Origin of the sequence: Halobacillus campisalis (assembly GCF_030345335.1) — a bacterium.
Classification (GTDB): Bacteria; Bacillota; Bacilli; order Bacillales; family Halobacillaceae; genus Halobacillus_A; species Halobacillus_A campisalis.
This window is the reverse complement of the sequence record NZ_JAPVRC010000012.1, coordinates 34,443-54,293: the sequence shown is the minus strand read 5'-3', so window position 1 is coordinate 54,293 and position 19,851 is coordinate 34,443. Positions and strand designations below refer to the sequence as shown.

At 40.9% G+C, this 19,851-nt stretch carries 22 protein-coding genes; 13 read left to right on the top strand and 9 right to left on the bottom strand.

Features of this window, described 5'->3' with window-relative positions:
* Positions 1-100: 100 nt before the first annotated feature.
* Positions 101-1,198 carry a C40 family peptidase gene (locus O2Q26_RS17635; RefSeq protein ID WP_289217137.1) on the bottom strand — a complete coding sequence of 366 codons (1,098 nt, stop codon included), beginning with the start codon at positions 1,196-1,198 and terminating at the stop codon, positions 101-103.
* 344 nt (positions 1,199-1,542) lie between these two features.
* Here O2Q26_RS17635 and yfhS point away from each other — a divergent pair, with 344 nt between their 5' ends.
* On the top strand, positions 1,543-1,746 hold the full coding sequence (yfhS, locus tag O2Q26_RS17630) for a mother cell protein YfhS (RefSeq protein WP_289217136.1): 204 nt from the start codon (positions 1,543-1,545) through the stop codon (positions 1,744-1,746).
* Here the strand turns inward: yfhS and mutY are convergent, their stop codons facing one another.
* A complete protein-coding gene (mutY, locus tag O2Q26_RS17625) occupies positions 1,747-2,832 on the bottom strand; it encodes an A/G-specific adenine glycosylase (protein ID WP_289217135.1) in 1,086 nt (361 codons plus the stop codon).
* Between the two features lie 57 nt (positions 2,833-2,889).
* Here mutY and O2Q26_RS17620 point away from each other — a divergent pair, with 57 nt between their 5' ends.
* Positions 2,890-3,891, top strand: a complete 1,002-nt coding sequence (locus tag O2Q26_RS17620) for a metal-dependent hydrolase (protein WP_289217134.1) — start codon at positions 2,890-2,892, stop codon at positions 3,889-3,891.
* A gap of 33 nt (positions 3,892-3,924) precedes the next feature.
* Here the strand turns inward: O2Q26_RS17620 and O2Q26_RS17615 are convergent, their stop codons facing one another.
* The gene (locus tag O2Q26_RS17615; protein ID WP_289217133.1) at positions 3,925-4,191 is read right to left on the bottom strand and encodes a YfhJ family protein; all 267 of its coding nucleotides are present in this window, start codon (positions 4,189-4,191) and stop codon (positions 3,925-3,927) included.
* Between the two features lie 111 nt (positions 4,192-4,302).
* Here O2Q26_RS17615 and sspK point away from each other — a divergent pair, with 111 nt between their 5' ends.
* Both sspK and O2Q26_RS19120 read left to right on the top strand, forming a co-directional pair.
* Positions 4,303-4,467, top strand: a complete 165-nt coding sequence (sspK, locus tag O2Q26_RS17610) for a small, acid-soluble spore protein K (RefSeq protein WP_253937365.1) — start codon at positions 4,303-4,305, stop codon at positions 4,465-4,467.
* Positions 4,468-4,599 (top strand): YpzG family protein, encoded by a 132-nt coding sequence (locus O2Q26_RS19120; RefSeq protein WP_352232264.1) that lies wholly within the window; start codon positions 4,468-4,470, stop codon positions 4,597-4,599.
* A 32-nt stretch (positions 4,600-4,631) separates the two neighbouring features.
* Here the strand turns inward: O2Q26_RS19120 and O2Q26_RS17605 are convergent, their stop codons facing one another.
* Complete coding sequence (locus O2Q26_RS17605) at positions 4,632-4,970, bottom strand: YfhH family protein (protein WP_253937367.1); 339 nt, start codon at positions 4,968-4,970, stop codon at positions 4,632-4,634.
* A 98-nt stretch (positions 4,971-5,068) separates the two neighbouring features.
* On the opposite strand from O2Q26_RS17605, the gene O2Q26_RS17600 reads away from it, so the two are divergent.
* Positions 5,069-5,728: an SDR family NAD(P)-dependent oxidoreductase gene (locus tag O2Q26_RS17600; RefSeq protein ID WP_289217132.1), complete on the top strand. Its 660-nt coding sequence runs from the start codon at positions 5,069-5,071 to the stop codon at positions 5,726-5,728.
* Between the two features lie 1,140 nt (positions 5,729-6,868).
* Here the strand turns inward: O2Q26_RS17600 and O2Q26_RS17595 are convergent.
* The 3 genes from O2Q26_RS17595 to glcT form a co-directional block, all read right to left on the bottom strand.
* Positions 6,869-7,135 (bottom strand): phosphocarrier protein HPr, encoded by a 267-nt coding sequence (locus O2Q26_RS17595; RefSeq protein WP_253937369.1) that lies wholly within the window; start codon positions 7,133-7,135, stop codon positions 6,869-6,871.
* 16 nt (positions 7,136-7,151) lie between these two features.
* Positions 7,152-9,191 carry a glucose-specific PTS transporter subunit IIBC gene (gene ptsG / locus O2Q26_RS17590; protein WP_289217131.1) on the bottom strand — a complete coding sequence of 680 codons (2,040 nt, stop codon included), beginning with the start codon at positions 9,189-9,191 and terminating at the stop codon, positions 7,152-7,154.
* A gap of 200 nt (positions 9,192-9,391) precedes the next feature.
* Entirely contained in the window at positions 9,392-10,234 is an 843-nt protein-coding gene (gene glcT / locus O2Q26_RS17585) for a glucose PTS transporter transcription antiterminator GlcT (RefSeq protein WP_289217130.1), read from the bottom strand.
* A gap of 187 nt (positions 10,235-10,421) precedes the next feature.
* Here glcT and O2Q26_RS17580 point away from each other — a divergent pair, with 187 nt between their 5' ends.
* Positions 10,422-11,213, top strand: coding sequence for an HAD family hydrolase (locus tag O2Q26_RS17580; protein WP_289217129.1), 792 nt, complete (start codon positions 10,422-10,424; stop codon positions 11,211-11,213).
* Positions 11,214-11,366: 153 nt separating this feature from the next.
* On the opposite strand, the gene recX is transcribed toward O2Q26_RS17580, so the two are convergent.
* Positions 11,367-12,182 carry a recombination regulator RecX gene (recX, locus tag O2Q26_RS17575; RefSeq protein ID WP_289217128.1) on the bottom strand — a complete coding sequence of 272 codons (816 nt, stop codon included), beginning with the start codon at positions 12,180-12,182 and terminating at the stop codon, positions 11,367-11,369.
* Between the two features lie 94 nt (positions 12,183-12,276).
* On the opposite strand from recX, the gene O2Q26_RS17570 reads away from it, so the two are divergent.
* From O2Q26_RS17570 to O2Q26_RS17545, 6 genes are all read left to right on the top strand, one after another.
* Positions 12,277-13,179 carry a TIGR01777 family oxidoreductase gene (locus O2Q26_RS17570; protein ID WP_289217127.1) on the top strand — a complete coding sequence of 301 codons (903 nt, stop codon included), beginning with the start codon at positions 12,277-12,279 and terminating at the stop codon, positions 13,177-13,179.
* Positions 13,180-14,065: 886 nt separating this feature from the next.
* Positions 14,066-14,200, top strand: coding sequence for a hypothetical protein (locus O2Q26_RS17565; RefSeq protein WP_289217126.1), 135 nt, complete (start codon positions 14,066-14,068; stop codon positions 14,198-14,200).
* A 273-nt stretch (positions 14,201-14,473) separates the two neighbouring features.
* A complete protein-coding gene (locus O2Q26_RS17560) occupies positions 14,474-15,592 on the top strand; it encodes an amidohydrolase (RefSeq protein WP_289217125.1) in 1,119 nt (372 codons plus the stop codon).
* 256 nt (positions 15,593-15,848) lie between these two features.
* Positions 15,849-16,649 carry a DUF4397 domain-containing protein gene (locus O2Q26_RS17555; RefSeq protein WP_289217124.1) on the top strand — a complete coding sequence of 267 codons (801 nt, stop codon included), beginning with the start codon at positions 15,849-15,851 and terminating at the stop codon, positions 16,647-16,649.
* Positions 16,650-16,652: 3 nt separating this feature from the next.
* Complete coding sequence (locus tag O2Q26_RS17550; protein WP_289217123.1) at positions 16,653-17,312, top strand: class F sortase; 660 nt, start codon at positions 16,653-16,655, stop codon at positions 17,310-17,312.
* A gap of 267 nt (positions 17,313-17,579) precedes the next feature.
* On the top strand, positions 17,580-18,131 hold the full coding sequence (locus O2Q26_RS17545; protein ID WP_253936088.1) for a GNAT family N-acetyltransferase: 552 nt from the start codon (positions 17,580-17,582) through the stop codon (positions 18,129-18,131).
* An 18-nt stretch (positions 18,132-18,149) separates the two neighbouring features.
* Here the strand turns inward: O2Q26_RS17545 and O2Q26_RS17540 are convergent, their stop codons facing one another.
* Complete coding sequence (locus tag O2Q26_RS17540; protein ID WP_289217122.1) at positions 18,150-18,815, bottom strand: RsiV family protein; 666 nt, start codon at positions 18,813-18,815, stop codon at positions 18,150-18,152.
* 176 nt (positions 18,816-18,991) lie between these two features.
* Between O2Q26_RS17540 and O2Q26_RS17535 the strand changes: the two genes are divergently transcribed.
* Positions 18,992-19,810, top strand: coding sequence for a GNAT family N-acetyltransferase (locus O2Q26_RS17535; protein ID WP_289217121.1), 819 nt, complete (start codon positions 18,992-18,994; stop codon positions 19,808-19,810).
* Positions 19,811-19,851 lie beyond the last annotated feature (41 nt).

Sequence of the window (19,851 nt, the reverse complement as noted above, 5' to 3'; positions counted from 1 at the left end):
GTAATTTCATTCATCGTTTTTATTAAAATTTTTAAAAGTCTAAAACAAGCAAAAAGACGCCTCCTTGTTAAAAAAGGAAGCGTCTTTTATTGTTCCAAGTTTACATGCGTTTCGCACCGATGTAACGCGGGTTCCAGTAGCTGTTTGACAGTGAACTGATTTCTACACCACGGGATGATCCTGCATGAATGAATTTGTTGTCCCCAACATAAATTCCGGCATGTGAAGCACCAGGCTTATACGTTTCAAAGAAAACCAAATCGCCTTTTTGCAGATTAGAACGACTTACAGAATCCATACGGCTGTCAGCATACATAGAAGCTACAGTACGCGGAAGATCTGTACCTGTTTCAGCGAAAACATACTGAAGATAGCCGCTGCAATCAAATCCAGATGTAGACGTTCCTCCCCACTTATATGGAGTACCGATATGATCTTTAGCTTCACTAACCAGGTTTGAATTGTTTGAAGATGTGGAAGTACCTTTAACAGATTCCTTTTTTGAGCTTGAGCTGCTGTTTGAACTCTTGCTTGAACTGGAGTTGCTGCTCGAGCTTTTGCTTGAACTGCTGCTTGAACTTGATGATTTTTTAAGATCCAGCTTTTGCCCTACATAAATCAAGTGACCTGAAATCCCGTTCCAGCTTTGAAGGTTTGAAACGCTCACACCATACTTGCTTCCAATTTTAGAAAGTGTATCTCCGGATTTAACAGTGTAGGTGGAAGCACTCGACTTAGAAGAGCTGGAATTGGATGAGCTGCTTGACTTAGAAGAACTTGAACTGGATGAACTGCTTGACCCATTAATCTTCAAGGTTTTTCCAGTAATGATCAAAGAAGACTTCAAGTTGTTCCAGTCCATTAAATTGCTTACAGATACACCATGTTTAGACGCAATCTTAGATAGCGTATCGCCGCTTTTGATTTTGTATGTACTGCTTTTGCTTGAACTGCTTGAAGAGTTATTAGATGAACTATCCTTGTTGACGACTAGAGATTGTCCCACTCTGATTATGTCGCTGTTCAAATCGTTCCATGATTTTAGGTCAGATACGCTTGTGTTATATTTTTTCCCTAATGCCCATAAAGAATCTCCGGATTTAACCTTATGTGCTTCATCTGCCATGGCTGTACTTCCAAAAAGTGATGCACCAACAATCGTACCGAATACCGTAGTTGCAATTTGTTTCTTATTCATCGTATGTAACCCCTCTTTTTTAATTTTTTTATGAATCACGTGAAATTAATTTGTCTGTAAAAAAATCTATGTAGTAAAAAATGAATGTAATGATTAGTATGTGATTGGTATGTCGTTTGCTCTGTTTCCTATTATTCATATTTTCTGATAGGTTGTCTATATGGCTAAACATAGAATCCGCCCTATGAAACTATGAAAACAATTGATATGACAAGCTTCACCATGCTTCGTTACAGTTCGGTTACAGTTCGGTTACAAAAGCTCAAAATAGCTGATTTTTATGGATTTTTCCATACATAAAAAATGCTTGAAAGCCTATAATAACAAGGTATAGGAGGTTTTTTATGTATGCAGGAAGAGATTTATCAGAACTGAATATGATGTCAAAAGAAGAGTGGGAAAATCTGGAGTTAAGTTATTTTCACTTCTCATTATCACAAATAGCACCTTACTTGAATCAGGAAGGTGTTAGCATATTGAGAGAGATCAATAATGAAATAAAGCTCCGCGGCGGTTTGAAACAGCGCGAAGCTTCCTGGGAGATGTAATCAATTTAAGTGTTTATGGATTTTTTGATGAGAAACTGAAAAAGGATATGAAGAAACGTCTTCTTTTTTGACGAATCTGGCGTTTTCCCTATCTAATTTACCATTTTGGATAGTTGCCTTTTTCACTTCCATATCCCAAATCAAGTGGGAAAAGACGTGTCTTACCCTGTCAATAGTAGACCCTAATTCTAATTCTATACCGTACTCACCTAAGAACCAGTGAGGGAGATTTTGTTCATCGATGGCATCCAGCGGTACCATTGGATATTGCCACAAGGAAGCTAACAGCCCTTCTGAAGGCCGCTTTTCAATAAGGACTTCTCCTTTATCATTCTCAATAAACAAGGAAATGAAGGGTTGTTTTCTTTGTTTCTTTTTGGAAACTTTCACTGGCAGTTCTCTTTCTTTCCCTTCCATGAATGCTCTGCATTCGCTTTGAACCGGACACAATAAGCAGGAAGGGGATTTAGGTGTACAAATAATGGCCCCAAGCTCCATCAGCCCCTGATTAAATGCGGAAGGGTCTTCTTTTGATATCAGCTCTAAAACCAGCGATTCGAACAGGCTTTTTGTGCTTGCTTTGGCTATATCATCTTCTACTAGAAGAATTCTGGATAACACCCTCATTACATTCCCATCTACAGCTGGTTCAGGCTGATCAAAGGCGATACTGAGAATTGCTCCCTTCGTATATGGGCCCACCCCTTTTAAAGCTCCTAATTGTTCTTTGTTATCTGGAACTTTTCCTTGATATTGTTCCACAACCTCTCGAACAGCGTTTTGCAGATTGCGTGCTCGGGAATAGTAACCTAAGCCTTCCCACGCCTTTAAAACCTCTTGCTCCTCCGCTTCGGCTAGAGCTTCAGGAGTCGGGAACTTTTCTAGAAAATTATTAAAGTAAGGGATTACCGTATCCACGCGAGTTTGTTGGAGCATTATTTCTGAGACCCATACACGATACGCGTCCTGGTTTTCTCTCCATGGTAAGATTCGCTGCTCTTTCTTAAACCAATCAATTAACTGGTTTTGAAACGCATTTCTGTTAAAATTGTTTAATATAGTTTCTGCACGTTCTTGTCTTTTCAATTTCAATCATCCTTCATCATCTGTAAAATTGTTGTCGGGCTAAAGGAGGAAGCATTCATGGATACTGGCACTCATGTGGTCATGGGTGTGGCACTTGGCGGGCTAGCTACGTTAGATCCTGTCGTCCAGTCTGACCCTATATTGTTCAATGCCGTTCTTATAGGAACATTAGCTGGATCCCAAGCACCAGATTTTGACACCGTCTTAAAACTTAAAAACAACGCTGTATATATCCGTCACCACCGAGGAATCACTCACTCGATTCCTGCTGTGATCTTATGGGGCATTGGAATTGCTTCGATCATTCAATTATTCACCCCTGATGTCAACTTTCTGCATCTTTGGCTATGGACATTTCTCGCAGTCATCCTGCATGTTTTTGTTGATGTGTTTAATGCATACGGTACTCAAGCCTACCGTCCTTTTACAAAAAGATGGGTAGCTTATGGGTTCATCAATACGTTTGATCCGTATATTTTTATGATGCATATCGCAGGGATTGTCGCATGGAACTTAGGGGCTAACCCTGGATATATGTGGCTTCTCATCTATTTCGTCATCGCTTTATACTATGTTAAACGATATTTTGACAAACGTGAACTTGTTAAGCTGATCGATGAATATTTCGATGACATCGTCCAAGTCGCAACCTCTCCTACCATGAAACAAAACGTATGGAGAATTGCTATTGAAACGAAAACAAATTATTACGTTGCTCGTGCTGAAGATGGACATATCACTATTTTAGATGAATATATCTATAAGGACATTGATTACGAAGATCCTGTTGTTCAAAAAGCATTGACCGATCACAATATCAAAGCTTTCTTGTCTTTCTCACCTGTGTATCGTTATGATATCAATGTCTTTGATGAATATACAGAAGTTCGTTTCACTGATTTAAGATATTACTCAAAAGACCGCTACCCCTTTGTTGCTCTTGTGCAAATCGATGATGAACATGGGGAAGAGTTAACTATACTGAATTCGTATACGGGCTGGGTTTTCACAGAAGAGAAATTACAAGACAAAATGACAATTGCCACCGATACAAAATAAAGGGATCCGTGCTAACGTGGCACGGATCCTTTTTTAATGCAAGTACCCTTTTCGTTTAAGAAGTTCTTTGAATTTGGGATTAGTGGCAATGAATTCGTGTAAGTTCGGACCATAATGGTTGATCCATTGAGTGACGATCTGTTCAGTCACTTGTTTGCCCTGATATTTGCGGCCTGCTTTTGCCCTAGTCGCTTCAAAGTCTTCCCAGAGTAGTTCTACCCACGTTCGTGCTTCATCGATCGTCAATCGTTCATTCTTTTCATATAACTGCTCAGCCAGACGCTGATGGATTCCGTCCATTTTTATCAACTCCAAGTATGGGAATGATTTCACCCTAGTGTACCACATAAACTTTTCTCGTACACACATACTAAACTTGCCCGCAAAAAGCCGGGCTTAGGAGGGTCACGGATGCGAAATAAAGCAAAAGGATTTCCCAATAGAAAAATGACTTCATCGCCAGACGATCAAAGTGAATATCTAGCCTTGAAACCTGATGGTAAAATCAACTCTAAACCACAGGAACGAGCGCTGCACTCAAGAGAAAGAGAAGTAAACCAGGGAGGAAAATATTAAATGGGTAAAGGACATAAATCCTTAAAAAACCTCCACAGAGGGTCGAAACATCTCAATCAGCGAGTAAACGGTGAAACAGAACAAACTCAATCCGCACAAATAACGGAAGTACAAGCGAGAAAAAGGTCTTAATTAAAAAAGCGCAGCTCATGGCTGCGCTTCTTTCACTCTTTTATTCGCTTTCCAATCATAGAAATAGGTAGAGCTTCTTCTTTCTTACCGGCACGCTCTCCAGTAATTCCTTTTCTATACCCCCACGCGAATACTCCATTTAAGTATTCAATGTAAAATGTATGAGCAGGGTCTCCCTCTATTTCATATTCCGTTTGCGGATCAAAGTCCTCAGGATCAAGCATGTAGGCCTTAGCCATCGTGATTTTTCTTTCGTACACGGCGTATTCATTGACCATACCTAATTGTTCAGCTTTCAACGCTTTTTCTTTCAGCAGGGCCACTTCGCTGCGAAGCTCCCCATAGCTGTATTCACTGTATCTTTTCTCCATTGTCAAACACCTCTTGTATATCTTATGTGTTTCCATTTTATCAGTCTTTTGTCACAATAGATATGACGATGATTATAAAGACAGGGGAGGTTATTTTTTTGAGAAAAGTATTGATAACAGGAGCAGGCACCGGGCTTGGACGGGCATTAGCGTTACATTATGCTAAATATGACTACAACGTTATTCTGACTGGCAGAACCGAGAAAAAGCTGCTACTTGTCCAAAAAGAAATTAAAGCAAGGGGCGGAGATGCAGAAATACTTATTTGCGATGTTACTGAGCCAGCCTCTGTCAATGAAGCGCTGAAACAGCTGGATCACCTTGATGTTTTGATCAATAATGCAGGTATTGGCATATTCGGAGAACTAGGTTCGTATACACCGGAAGATATCGAGCAAATCATGAACACGAATGTTAAAGGGACTATTTTAATGACACAGCGATTTTCCACTTTGCTTAAACAATCGCATGGCCGTGTGCTGAACATTATTTCCACAGCAGGTTTACGTGGCAAAAGCAATGAAGCCGTATATTGTGCTTCTAAGTTTGCTGTTCGAGGCTTCACAGAAAGTCTGCACAAAGAGTGGGAAAACAAACCGATGAAAGCAACCGCTGTGTACATGGGCGGAATGAATACACCTTTTTGGGATGAAAGTGACCATGTCAGCGACCCTGCTTCTCTAAAAGGACCCGAAGGAGTGGCTGAGCAGATTTTTGACGAAGATGATGGCCGGCCGGAAATATTTATCGATAAGTAAAAGTTATAAATGTTTTATACAAGGGCTCAGTCGTCTTTCGACTGAGCCTATTGTAGTTATTAAACTAAAGCTCCCTTTAGGAAGAATCAGTTTCGAGACATAGTGGGAGTATGGGGCTGCAGGAAACGATTCACTTTCCGTGGGGCGGGCGCTGAGCCTCCTCGAGCTTCGCTCTGTGGGGTCTCACCTGTCCCGCTCATCCCACAGGAGTCTCACCGTTTCCTTCCGCCCCTTTCCATATAAGGTCTCGAAACCGCTTCAAGGAAAGCAGCAACCTCAATGTAAGCATGTGTTCGAAAGACTTGCTATACAGCGTTTTCTAACTATAGGACAGGAATGACGGAAGCCTTTCCTTATGGGGGGCGTTTCTCACCTTCATCGAATGGGGTTGTTGGGAAGCTTTAGAGACTTCTTTTGTAAAAAGCGGAAGCGATTCGTTCAGCTGGATTGAGCTGGCGGAGACAAAGGAAACACGAAGAACAGAATGATTCGATGTTGACTTATCGTACAGAAGTGAAGGAAGTCTCGTTAACCCGCTAAGCGTCGAAGCTCAAATACGCGGGTGAGATGAGATCACGGCAGTCGCTTCATAATGAAAGGGTGGTTGGGAAACGTTAGTACAAGAGGGTTTTTTGCTTCTCATGTCTTAGTTCCGTCCCTTAATATTAGTTAGGTGGTTTTAGGAATGGGCGAGACTCCTGTGGGATAAGAGTGATTGGTGAGATCCCGGAAGGCGGCAGCCTGAGGAAGCTCACTGCACTCCCACGGAAAGCGAGTCCATTCCTAAAACCACCTTCCACTCATCATGATGACGGAACAGCAGGTAACCCACAGCCCGAGGAAGCTCACTGCACTCCCACGGAAAGCGAGCCATTCCCCGCCTCCCTGATCTACTCACCCTATGTCTCGAAATCAAGTCTTCCACTGTCCTGCCATATCACTTAATAACTCTCTTATGAAAATTCAGTGTTATGGCCCTCCTTCCTAGGGGTGAATTTAATGAGACTGCCACCTAGCCAGCTTATAAGCCACAGTTTTCCTGTGGATGGCACAACTATCCAATTCTCCGTTTCAAAATAAGTGTTTTTGACACAAAAAAAGGAGCAGACTGTGACAGCCTGCTCCTTTCCTGATGATAAATTACTCACCAAGACCTTCTTCTTTAGTTTTTGCTACAAGTGCCGCTACAGCTTCATCAGCATCAGAACCTTCAGCTGTATATTTGATTTCAGCGCCATTTGGAATTCCTAGAGACATGACACCCATGATGGACTTCATGTTCACAGATTTACCTTTGTACTCGATGTTAACGTCAGCCTCGTACTTTCCAGCTACTTGCACAAGAGCTGTTGCTGGACGAGCGTGTACGCCGTCTGCAGCTGTAATTTTCATTGTTTGTTCTGCCATAGTGAATCTCTCCTTTTTATTTCGTGATGGTAACAATATTTTCTGTATTGTGATCAACTTCGCCCGCTGCAGTCACTTCTACTTTTTGATCTTCATTCAGGTTAGTGAAGATGATTGGAGTAATGATTGACGTAGCGTTTTTGCTTACGTAATCAAGGTCAACTTCCATAAGAGTTTGTCCTTGTTTTACCTCAGATCCTTCTTCCACATAAGAAGTAAATCCTTCACCTTTTAGCTTCACCGTATCAATTCCAATATGAATCAGAATCTCCATACCATTATCCGCCTGAAGACCGATGGCGTGCTTAGTTGGGAATACATTAAGTACCTTACCATTTATAGGCGAAACAATTTTACCATCAATCGGCTCAATTGCAAAGCCATCCCCCATCATTTTACCTGAAAATACTTGATCTGGCACTTCAGTGATTGGCAGTACTTTACCTTTGATCGGACTTACAAACTCCAAATCGCCTTCAGCAACTGGTGCTACAGCACCCGCTTCTTTCGTACTTTCATCAACTTTCTCTTCACGTTTACGAGGAGTTTTTCCGTCGATAATATCTTGCATTTGACCGCGTAATGTATCAGAAACCGGTCCGAAAATTGCCTGAATATTATTTCCGACTTCCATAACTCCAGAAGCACCTAACTTCTTCAAACGATCTTTATTAACATTCTCTTTATCATGGACAGACACTCTTAGACGAGTGATACAAGCATCAAGGTAGCTGATATTCTTTTCTCCACCCATCGCTTCTAAAATTTCGAATGGTTTATCATCCACTTCTCCACTATCGCCACCTGCGTCGGCTGCTTCATCTTCACGACCTGGTGTGGCAAGGTTGAACTTAAGAATAGCCCAGCGGAAACCGAAGTAGTAAATAACAGAGAAAATCAAACCTACGATGATTACCCACCACCATTCGGTACGGTTAGGTAAAATACCAAATAAGATGAAGTCGATCAGACCCCCTGAGAAGGTTTGGCCAATCTTAACATTCAGAATTTCCATCGTCATAAATGATAATCCCGCAAATACAGCATGAATTCCAAATAATACTGGTGCAACGAATAAGAATGAGAACTCAAGCGGCTCAGTAATCCCTGTAAGGAAAGAAGTCAAAGCAGCTGAAAGCATAATTCCGCCGACTACTTTTTTACGTTCAGGTTTAGCCGTATGATATATCGCAAGTGCTGCAGCTGGAAGCCCGAACATCATGAATGGGAATTTACCAACCATGAAGGTTCCCGCTGTAAATTCAACACCATCAGAAAGCTGTTCAAAGAAAATCGTTTGGTCGCCACGAATGATCTCACCCGCAGCATTCTCATACGTTCCAAACTCGAACCAGAACGGAGAATAAAAGATATGGTGCAAACCAAATGGAATCAGTGATCTTTCAATTACACCGAAGAAGAAAGCCGAAATCGTTTGATTTCCTTCAAGCATCAAATGAGAAAGTGCATTTAATCCATTTTGTGCAAAAGGCCACAATACAAGCATGACCATACCTAAGAAAATCGCAGAAAAGGCTGTAACAATTGGTACAAATCGCTTTCCAGCAAAGAATCCTAAGAATTGAGGCAGTTCGATTTTGAAGAATCTATTATATAAGGACGCGGCCATTATACCTACTATAATACCGCCAAACACTCCGGTTTGAAGTGTAGGTATCCCGAGAACTTCCGCATAGGCTGGATCTGAGGTCATTTCAGCATCAACATTGCCTAAAACACCCATAACTACGTTCATAATTAAGTAACCAATAATAGCAGCTAAACCGGCAACCCCGTCACCTTTAGCTAAACCAATAGCAACCCCTACGGCAAAAAGTAAAGGTAAGTTGTCAAAGACCACTCCGCCGGCTTCGGCCATTACTTCAAGTAATGTCATGATCCATGGAGTTGTAAAAAACGGTACTCTATCAGTAAAGTCATCTTGAGCAAAACTTGTACCGAATGCCAGCAAAATACCCGCCGCTGGCAATAAAGCAACTGGTGTCATCAAAGCTTTACCGACTTTTTGTAAAGTACCAAAAGCATTCTTAAACATAAGTAATTCCTCCCTAATTTTAGATTAGCAATGCAAAAACAACAATTTTCAGAATAATAAAACGGTTACATTTTTACGAAAAAAGACACTAAAAAAGGCATGAGTATAAAGGTTCAATAGCACTAATGGGTATACTTCACCCACTTCGTAACTATTACTCCTTCGATACTCATGCCTGATCGTATCAGTAACACGTAACGTTAAGATTTATTAGTTAGTCGTTGTAAATGAATCGTTAGATAAATAGCTTCGGACTCATCTACTGGTTTATTAAGTTGTTTTTGCATCACTTTGATTAACTTCCATGATAAATTATAACACACAGGATATTCTTCTTTCAACATCTTTGCGAGACGAATTTCATCCCCTACATTTTCATCCTGATAGACACGGTCGATCGCTCGGTGCAAGTGTTGAACAAGCCGATGATAGTCCACACTTTGCTTATCTATTTTGACCTGCATAGTTTCTTCTACAATTTCAACTAATTGGGTAATCAGCTGATTATGACGGTTTATTTCTCTAAGTGTCTTATCCGTAACGGAACTATGGATATGCAGAGCAATAAAGCCGACTTCCCCTTCAGGAAATTGAACACCCAGTTGGTCGTACACCATGGTCACTACCTCTAAAGCTATTTGATATTCCTTAGGATAGAGGGATTCAATTTCAGGAAGAAAAGGATTTGCGAACTGCATATTTTTCTGGGTTCTTTTTAAAGCGAACGCCAGGTGGTCAGTCAGGGCAACATGAATGTGTTCATTCAACCCCTGTCCCATCCTGCTTTCAATATGGTGAAGGAGGTCATTCATAAAATCTATAAATCCTTCTTCAATATGAGGCAGTAAATTCACATACTGCTCCTTTTCGTTCTCGTTTTTCAACAAAAACGTTTTGTCAGCTTTATTAAATGAAATTGATTCGCCTTTCTTCTTGCTGAACCCTATCCCCTTTCCAATAAGAACCACTTCCTCGTAGGAGGGGTGTTTAGCAATCAATACATTATTATTCAACACTTTATCTATCGTCAACATTTCATCCATATATGTTCCCCCACTTATGGCGCACCCCATTTAATAAAAACGGTTTCATCATCTTAGTATCTCCTATCGTATAATTCACTTTTAACTTTTACAACCGTTCTACAAGGAATTTATAGGTATTTCCTTTGTCTAACGATATTGATAGGTGTAAAATCGTTATCGTGACCTTAAGAAAGGGGATACGATTATGATTAAACTTTTTATCAGTGACCTGGACGGAACGCTTCTAGGTATGAATCATTCTATAAAAGATGAAGATATACAAGCAATTAAAACACTCAAAAGCAACGAAACAGATTTTGCTGTAGCTTCCGGGCGAATGGATCATGATATCGAACAAGTATTAAGTAAGATGCAAGTAGATGGACATCGTATCAGTCAAAATGGTGCTTTTGTTTACGGAATGGATAACCAAAGAATCCATTCAAAATTTTTTGATGCTGAACATGCAAAACAAGTTATGGAATTCGTAAAAGATGAGCCAATGGTCAAAACCGTGTCTACGGAAGATAAGATATTCACCTCTGAGCATAACGAATGGGTTGACCTGATTTCAGCTCAGTTATTTCAGGACGTCATCATTGAACCAAAATTAATAGAACAATTCGGAAATACACTCACTCCAGCGAAAATCACTTTACACGGGAAAGAAGAAGATGTCGTACTTGCATACAACCGTGTCAGTAAGAAGTTCGACGAGGAATTTGACAGTTTCATTTCCCATGAATCCTGTGTGGATATTATGCCGAAGATGATCAACAAAGGAAATGGGATTAAAGCTTTACTAGGAATAGTTGGACTGGAACCTAATGAAGTTGCATGTGTCGGTGATTCCTTCAATGACCTGCCGATGTTTGCCGTCACTCCTCACAGTTATGCCATGTCTACAGCCCACCCTGATGTGCAGAAAAAGGCGGAATACGTAGTGGACCATGTATATGAGGCTGTCGAAGACTTAAAAAATAAAGGATTATTATAATAGCTTATCTTTTGTTTTCAAAATAATTTAGAGAATTTATTTTAGAAAAATTGCTTATGAACATTCGAAAATGGTTTATGAACACGGCACAGTTTATGAACCTTTTCCTCTGTTTCATTAGCTTGTGAGATAGCATAAGTATTTCCACTGTAACTATCCCTCATCCACTAAATACTCTTCAATGAAGCGATCTATCAAATCAATAGGAAACCCTTTACGGTATAGTCCTGATTTCAGCTTTTGTTTCAATTCATAGCCTTCCGTCTTTCGCTCAAATTTACGCAATAGCTTCTCCCCCTGGAAAACTACGGCTTCCCACTCTTGATCGCCTTCCTCCTCCGGCAGCTGACTGATCGCTTCTTTAACAACATCACCATAAAAGCCTTTTTGCATCAAATTCTGCTGAATGGTTTGAATTTGCTCTCTGTGGGATTTTTTGCTGGTGCTCTTTAATTTCTTTTCTGCTAATTTTACAGCCTTCTCTAATTGGGCATCAAAGCTGTAGTGTTCTAGTGCCGCATCAATCTTAGGAGCATCTACACCTTTTTCAACCAGTTCTTTTTTTACTAAAAGCGGCCCTTTGCTTGATGTTTGAATTCTTGTTCTCACAAGAGCGACTGCAAACTCCAAATCATCTAATAATTTTTCTCTGTAAAGGCGTTGTACAATTTCATCTATATGCTCCTCGTCCACCTCATGTTTAAATAAATAATCACGGATTTCTTTCTCTGAACGCATTCTATAGCTTAAAAAGTTGATTGTCTGGGTATATGTCTTATGTATAGTATCTTTTTGAATTAAAGCTTCGATGGTAGACTCTTCAAGCTCTAACGACTTCTGGAGCCTGTACTTAATTAAGATGTCTTCATCTACGCTGAAACCGTAGGCCTCCCCTTGACCTCGATCTAAAAAGATATTATACCGATTCTTTTGCTTCTTCTGCGTCGTGATCCGAGTGATTTTTGCCATGTCGTTCACCCCTTTTCCAATATTGTAGCATGGCTTACAATCATTCGGTCACGATTAAGAATCGTTTCATTAAGATTTTATGAGGAGGATTCCAATGAATATAGTTGTGACTGGCGGAACTGGATTTGTAGGCTCTAAGCTGACGGAAGAGCTCGTTCAAAGCGGACACCATGTATACATATTGACGAGAAACCCCGACGGACATGAAAACACGGCTTCTACCACTTTTGTCGGCTGGTTAAAAGATGAGTTCTCTCCTTGGGAGGAGCTTCCTTCTGTGGATGCTATCGTCAATTTAGCTGGTGAATCATTAAACAGCGGCAGATGGACTGAAGAAAAAAAGCAATCGATTATGCAGAGCCGTATTGATGCGACGGAAGGCGTCCTTGAATTAATACAGAAGCTAAAGACAAAGCCAGAAGCTTTGATCAATGCTTCTGCTGTCGGATATTATGGTCAGTCCAAAACAAAAACGTTTACTGAAGAAACTGTTGAACCCGGTGACGATTTTCTAGCTAATGTAGTGGTGGAATGGGAAAAGCGGGCAGCCAAGGCCGCTGACCTCGGTGTACGTACAGCTTATATCCGTTTTGGGATTGTACTTGGTGAACAGGGTGCACTGCCTAAGATGGCGATTCCTTATAAATTGATGATCGGCGGCAGAATAGGTTCAGGCGAACAATGGATATCGTGGATCCACGTTGATGATGTAGTCGGGTTAATCCGATATGCTATCGAACATTCACATGTTAAAGGCCCAGTCAACGGTACTGCTCCGAACCCAAAGCGTAACAAGGATTTCGGACAGACTTTAGGAGATGTGATCAATCGTCCCCACTGGATTCCTGCCCCTGCCTTTGCTTTGAAGACCGCTTTAGGTGAAATGAGTATTATGCTGTTAGGAGGTCAATCTGTCGTGCCTAAAAAAGCGATAGAATATGGATATGAGTTTAAATACCCTGAATTAGAACCTGCCTTACAGTCTATACTGGATTAATGAAAGGGACGAACAAACTCTTACCTAACTACCTTTTATAGTGACTGCTATTTAATTATCCATTTGTATGATTTGTAGAGTAAGCCGCTTTAAAATATGAGGAAGCTTTCACCATAATATAACTTAAGGCTCTGTCGTCTTTCGACCGAGCCTTTAAACATGTTAATTTTATGTGTTCCATCTTTGCCCCTTTAGTGGAGTACTCAGTTTCGAGACTTTTGTATGAGGATATGGTGGCTTTAGAAAACGGATCGCTTTCCGTGGGCATGTGGTGAGCTTCCTCAGGCTTCGCCTTCCGGGATCTCACCTACCATGTACATCCCACAGGAGTCTCACCGTTTTCTAAAGCCACCCTCCAATCGGACGGTGCTCGAAACTACCAGCAAAGAAATATTAACCAATGCTTGAAAGTGTTAGAAAATACCTTGGATCCCATGAGAATCGCCATTTATCGGACCTTCTTGCTTTTGTGAGGATCACGGACACATCTTATGCGGTGCTTTACATAAAAAATAACTGCTTTTAAGTGATAACCAGCTGAACTTCTGTATGCAAGATAACGCTTGTAACTACCTCAAAGGGCAGGAAGTTTTAAAACTAAAATGCTATAACCAGAGTGAGAATTGAAGTTTAATGCTCCCACTATAAGTAAGAAAGTTCATATCCAATCGATTTCGAGAAGCACATCTATAGTAAGGGGCGGCAGAAACGTTAGTACAAGAGAGTTTTTTGCTTCTCATTTCTTAGTTCTGTCCCTTCATATAAGTTAGGTGGTTTTAGGAATGGGCGAGACTCCTTTTGTAAAAGGGGAAGCGCTTCGTTCAGTGGCGTATGGGCAGGACTGAGCTGGTGGAGATAAAGGAAACACGAAGAGCGGAGGGATTCGATGTTTCATTATCGTACAGAAGTGAAGGAAGTCTCAGTAGCCGCTAAGCGCTGGAGCTGGATAGTCGCCCATGAGGTTTATGAACTGATTCACGCCCTAGACTATTTAGGCGTAAGAGGTGGGAGAAGGATGTAGGCGAGATCCCACAGGGCTGCAAGCCCGAGGAAGCTCGCCACTTCCCCCACAGGAAATCGAGTAGCTTCCCAACAACCCCCTGGCTCTCATTTAGGCAACGAGCCCCGGCTATCTCGAATTCAAGTCTTCCCCTATCCTGCCCGTTTGTTTAAGAACATTTTTTAATAGAAAAAAACGGAACTAGTTAAAAAACTCTTCGTATTTTTTTGCCCTCAATTTCTGGATTCGAAGTATAATAAACTATAAAGATTATTTAAAGGGGTTCGAGATACAATGTATACAGTAGTTACTAACGTAAAAATTCACCCAATTACTTCTGCTCCCATCGAACATGGGAGTGTTCATATCAAAGATCATAAAATTCACGATTTCGGCAAAGACTTGCCCACTCCACCTGACGCAGAGATTATCGACGGAGAAGGAAAAATGCTGTTTCCCGGTTTTGTAGACGTGCACACCCACATAGGTTTATACGATGAAGGAACAGGATGGGCCGGAAGTGATGCAAATGAAACAATTGAAGCTACTACCCCTCATTTGCGGGCTATTGATGGAGCTCATCCGTTTGACCCGGCTTTTTATCATGCAAGAAAAGCTGGTGTCACTACCGCACATATTATGCCTGGGAGCGCCAATATCATAGGAGGAAAAACAGCAGTGATTAAAACAGTAGGTCACTCCATTGGAGGGATGCTGCTCAAAGAAACAGCAGGTTTGAAAATGGCATTAGGAGAAAACCCTAAGCGTGTTCACTCTCAGTCAAAAAATGCCTCGATTACACGTTTAGGAATTATGGGGACTTTACGCGAAACCTTCTACGCGGCTAAAAAGGGAGACCCTGAAGATTTGCGTGTACAACCGATATTACAAGCATTGAATCGCGAAATCCCTGTACGTATTCATGCTCATCGTGCTGACGATATCGTTTCTGCACTCAGGTTCGCCGATGAGTTCGAGCTTGATTTACGGATTGAACATTGTACAGAGGGTCATTTAATTGCAGATCAACTTGCAGGGAGAGGGTTACAAGTATCTGTTGGTCCTACATTTACACGCATGTCTAAAATAGAGTTGAGAAATAAAACATGGCAGACTTATCGAATATTGCACGAACATGGTGTACAGGTTTCTATTATGACGGATCACCCCTACACCCCTATACAATACTTAAACATCTGCGCAGCGCTGACCGTTCGAGAAGGTCTTCCTATCGATGATGCTATGAGAGGCATTACGATTACACCAGCTAAGAATCTAGGTGTCGATGACAGAGTAGGATCTATAGAAAAAGGAAAAGATGCTGATTTAGTGTTATGGAGCGGCCATCCATTCGAATTCATGTCAGTCCCCCTCTGGACAATGGTCAATGGAGAAATAGTCTATACTCAATAGAAGCCACTTGATAAAAGTTCGACTAATGTCGAGCTTTTTTTATTTAATAACCGCGATTTCCCATGTACAGATTACAGTTAATATTTACCACAACACATTCAATGTGTAAAAAGAGTTTTCACTTTCTTAAAATCGTGTATATTAGAGGTATACAAAACTTACACAAAATTCAAACAACTTGTATACTTTGATATTTATTGCTTGAAGTCACCTTCAGCAATTTATATAAATTTAAAATTACAAAAGGAGTGGAAACATGTCAAAATTATTTTCTTTGCTGGCTATGTCCGTTTTAATTTTTGGTGCATTTGTTCCTGTTGCTTTAGCAGATGATCATGAAGAAATGGCTAAGGTCCGTGTACTACATGCCTCGCCTGACGCGCCAGGAGTCGATGTTTTTGTTAATGATGAAGCTGTTGTTGAAGGTGCTGAGTTTAAAGATGCTACGGATTATTTGGAGTTACCTGCTGGAGAACATACAGTTGATATTTACGCTGCTGGAACAATGGGAGATGAGGATCCTGTGCTTTCCGGTGAAGTAAGTGTCGAAAGCGGACAAGCTTATACTGTAGCTGCGGTCAATACATTAGAAAACCTACAGTTGGAAGCTTTTGGGGATTCTATGGAAGCTGAAGAAGGCATGGCCGACCTGCGTGTTGGACATTTCATTCCTGATGGACCAGCCGTTGATGTTGGAGCGATTGAAGGGGATGCCATTTTCTCTGGAGCCGAATTCCCGATGGTCACTGACTACGAAAGTGTGGAAGCCGGATCATACGACCTGGAGGTTCGTACGACTGAAGGAGACCAGTTGATCGACCTTTCCGGGACTGAAGTTGAAGAAGGAAATGTTTATAGTGCTTTTGCCGTAGGTACTGCTGAATCACCGGAGATTTTACTTCTTCAAGATAATCAAACGATGCCTAGTGAAATGCCAGCTACCGGTTTTGGTGGAGCATCTGAATCAGGAACGAATGCGCTTCTATATGCCAGTATTTTAGGAATCATGGCCATGAGTGCAGGTTTCATCGTTTTCCGCAAACGTCAAGAAGCTTAGAAAATGAAACCATTTTTAGCATCTATAGCTCTAGGCCTCCTAGTATTCTTCATTAGTCATCAGTTATTACAGGATGAACCCTCTGAGGGGGCCAGGGTTCTTTCTAGTGAAGAGTCATCAAAAATCGAAGCGGAAAAGAACGAGCCTGTAGTTGATAATATTGAAACGACAAATATTGAACCACATATTAATAACCAGCCTGCTCAAGGGGTTGTGCCTGCCTCGCTGGAAATACCTTCTATCAATGTATCTGCTTCTATTACCCCTGAAGGACTAACAAATAGCGGAGGCATGGAAGTACCTGACAATGATGTAGATGTCGGTTGGTTTGAACCAGGAACGAAACCAGGAAACAAAGGAAATGCTGTGCTGGCAGGTCATGTGGACAGCTATCAAGGTCCTGCCGTGTTTTTTGAATTGGATGAGCTGAAGGCTGGTGATGAAGTTATCCTCACCGGGACTGACGGATCTGTCCTTACGTTCACAGTAAGAGAAGTGATAGCTTACCCGAGAAATGAAGCACCGATTGAAACTATATTCGGTTCCTCAGATTCTCGTTCATTGAATTTGATCACATGTACGGGCTTGTTCGATTCTGAGGCCCAAACTCATCAGGACAGGCTCGTTGTTTACACAGAATTAACCGACCACAAAGGTGCATGATCACTGTAAAATTAAATAATAAAAATTTACAAAATGCCTATTCCTTTTTACGAAAAAATCAATTAAAATTATCTTACGTTCTATTGATTGAAGTTAAAGGGAAGGCAAATGGTGCGCCACCAGCCGTTTTGGCTGGTTCTAGTGGGTTCGATTCCCACCCCGAATTTTTGTGTGTAATTGATGAAAATTCGAGGGTGGTTTGAATCTGCTGAGGTTTGTTTTCCTACGGTCAGACTACCCTCCTCTACCCATAAGGAGGGATTTTTTATGCTGAAAAAGCGTGACTTGCATGACGTTCCAGCTTTGTTTGAATTGATGATACACCCAGAAGTTTTCCCTTACATCCGCCATAAAGCGTCGACCAGTGACGAGTTTTACTTTGTGACTAAACAAACGTTAGAAGCTGAAGAACGCGGTGAGTTGATATCCCGTACGATCCTTGATGAGTGGGGGCAGCCCATAGGCACCATCAACCTATTTGATATTCAGGAGAACAAAGGGTTTTTAGCCACTTGGATTGGGCAGCCATACTTTGGCAAAGGTTATAATAAACTTGCGAAAGAAGCTTTCTTTGAAGAATTGTTTTTCCATTTAGATGTTGACGGGATCTTTATGAAAATTCGCCACTCCAACGTAAGATCGTTGAAGGCTGCATTGAAAATCCCTTATGTAATAAACGCAAATGAGTTATACCCCGAAGTACACCAATGGATCAACGGTGAAGATGATATTTATGACCTCTACATGATTTCTAAAGAACAATATATGTTTCATTATTATGGAGATCAGTCATCCGAAGAAGAAGTATTGGAAGCATAATAATTATGCTTCCTTTTTTTATACTACTTTTGGGACTGGAACTGTTTTTTTGTGAAGAGGTTTATCTTTTTCCACTAAATCGTAAGGGATTGTAATCTCTGGAGTACCAAATACTCCTGAAGCGATTTCATACTTATCAAATACTAATGTGAGCTTCTTGCCTTTAATGTAAAAAGCCGTGTCTTTACGGATACCTTGAAAACCCTGGGCGTTGAAAGTTTCAGGATCACTCACTAATTTTTTCTTCACCTGCTCGTTCAGCTTATCCAAGTGTGCCACTTCATCAAGGGTCAGAAACACGCCATCCTTTTCATTTTCGAAGTTGATCGATCGGACAGTCGAGTGATATTGATTGCCTCGTGTAATATTCGCTGTCATGACAACAGAATAGAATTGCTCTTCTTCTACTACAATGGATTCACCATAGTACAAAACAGGGAACCCAACTGACTCTTCCCCTGCTTTTTGTGTTTGATTTATTGATTTCTCCAATACGCTTTTGATTTCTTCGTTGACTTCTTCCTCCAGATGTTTATTCTTTAATCCATCAAAATTAGGAAAATCTACATGTATTTCGTAATCCTGCCGTATGTGATCCTTATGGCGGATACTATATGCACTGTCTGCGTAAGTAATTGTCGGCAATAATCCTAATAAACATATTAACAGTAATAACTTTTTCACAAATGTTCCCCTCCTCCGGCATTTAACATGCCTCCTTTGTAGTTTGACCACTTCCACCAAACTTATGGGAAAGAAAATATTTTTTATTTTATTGTAATAATTTTCATAAAATCCATTGCTTTCCTTTTTCATTTTGGTAAAATTAGTACAATTTCTATTAAAAGGAGGCAATTGCAATGATACGAAGGTTGACTGAACAAGATGACTCATCCTGCCAAATCCTGCTATCCAAAAAACCAGCAGAAAACTTATTCATCATAGGAGATATCGAAAATTTCGGTTACGAGCAGGATTTTCAAAAGCTTTGGGGAGACTTCACTGAGGACGGACGCTTAAAGGCTATTTTGCTGAAATATCATAATAATTACATTGCATTTGCCGAGGAAGAATTTGACGCACAGGGATTCGCAAATATCATCAACACGGACCGGGAATTTAAGCAACTTTCAGGGATTGCAGCTATCACAGACCAAGTCCTTCCTTTCATCGCTCATTCCCATAAAAAGTCACGCTCCTTACACTATGCGAAATGTGAAGATAGCCGAAAGCTGGATCAAAATATAGATACATCTAAAGTTAAGCTGGCTTCAATCCATGATGTTCCTCGGTTAGTGACACTTCAAGACAAAATTGAGGAATTCGAGCAAGATGACAGCAGGGAAAGCAGTATCAGAAAAAGCCTTGAACAAAAATCAGCAAGGATCTATTTTGTTGAGAAAGATGGAGAGATGGTTTCAAGCGCTTCGACAACTGCAGAAAATTCAATGTCTGCCATGATTGTAGGAGTCTGTACGCACCCCGGCTATAAAAAGAAGGGATATGCCAGTGCGTGCATGAAGCAATTGTGCAATGACTTACTTGCGGAAGGGAAAATGCTTTGTTTGTTTTATGATAATCCTGAGGCTGGAACTATTTATAAGCGTCTCGGTTTTGAAGATATCGGAATGTGGACGATGCATATTTACGAAGATGTACCGCAGCCTTCCTCTCTATAAAATCAGGAGCTGGCTCCCTGAGGGGAAACAGCTCCTGAACC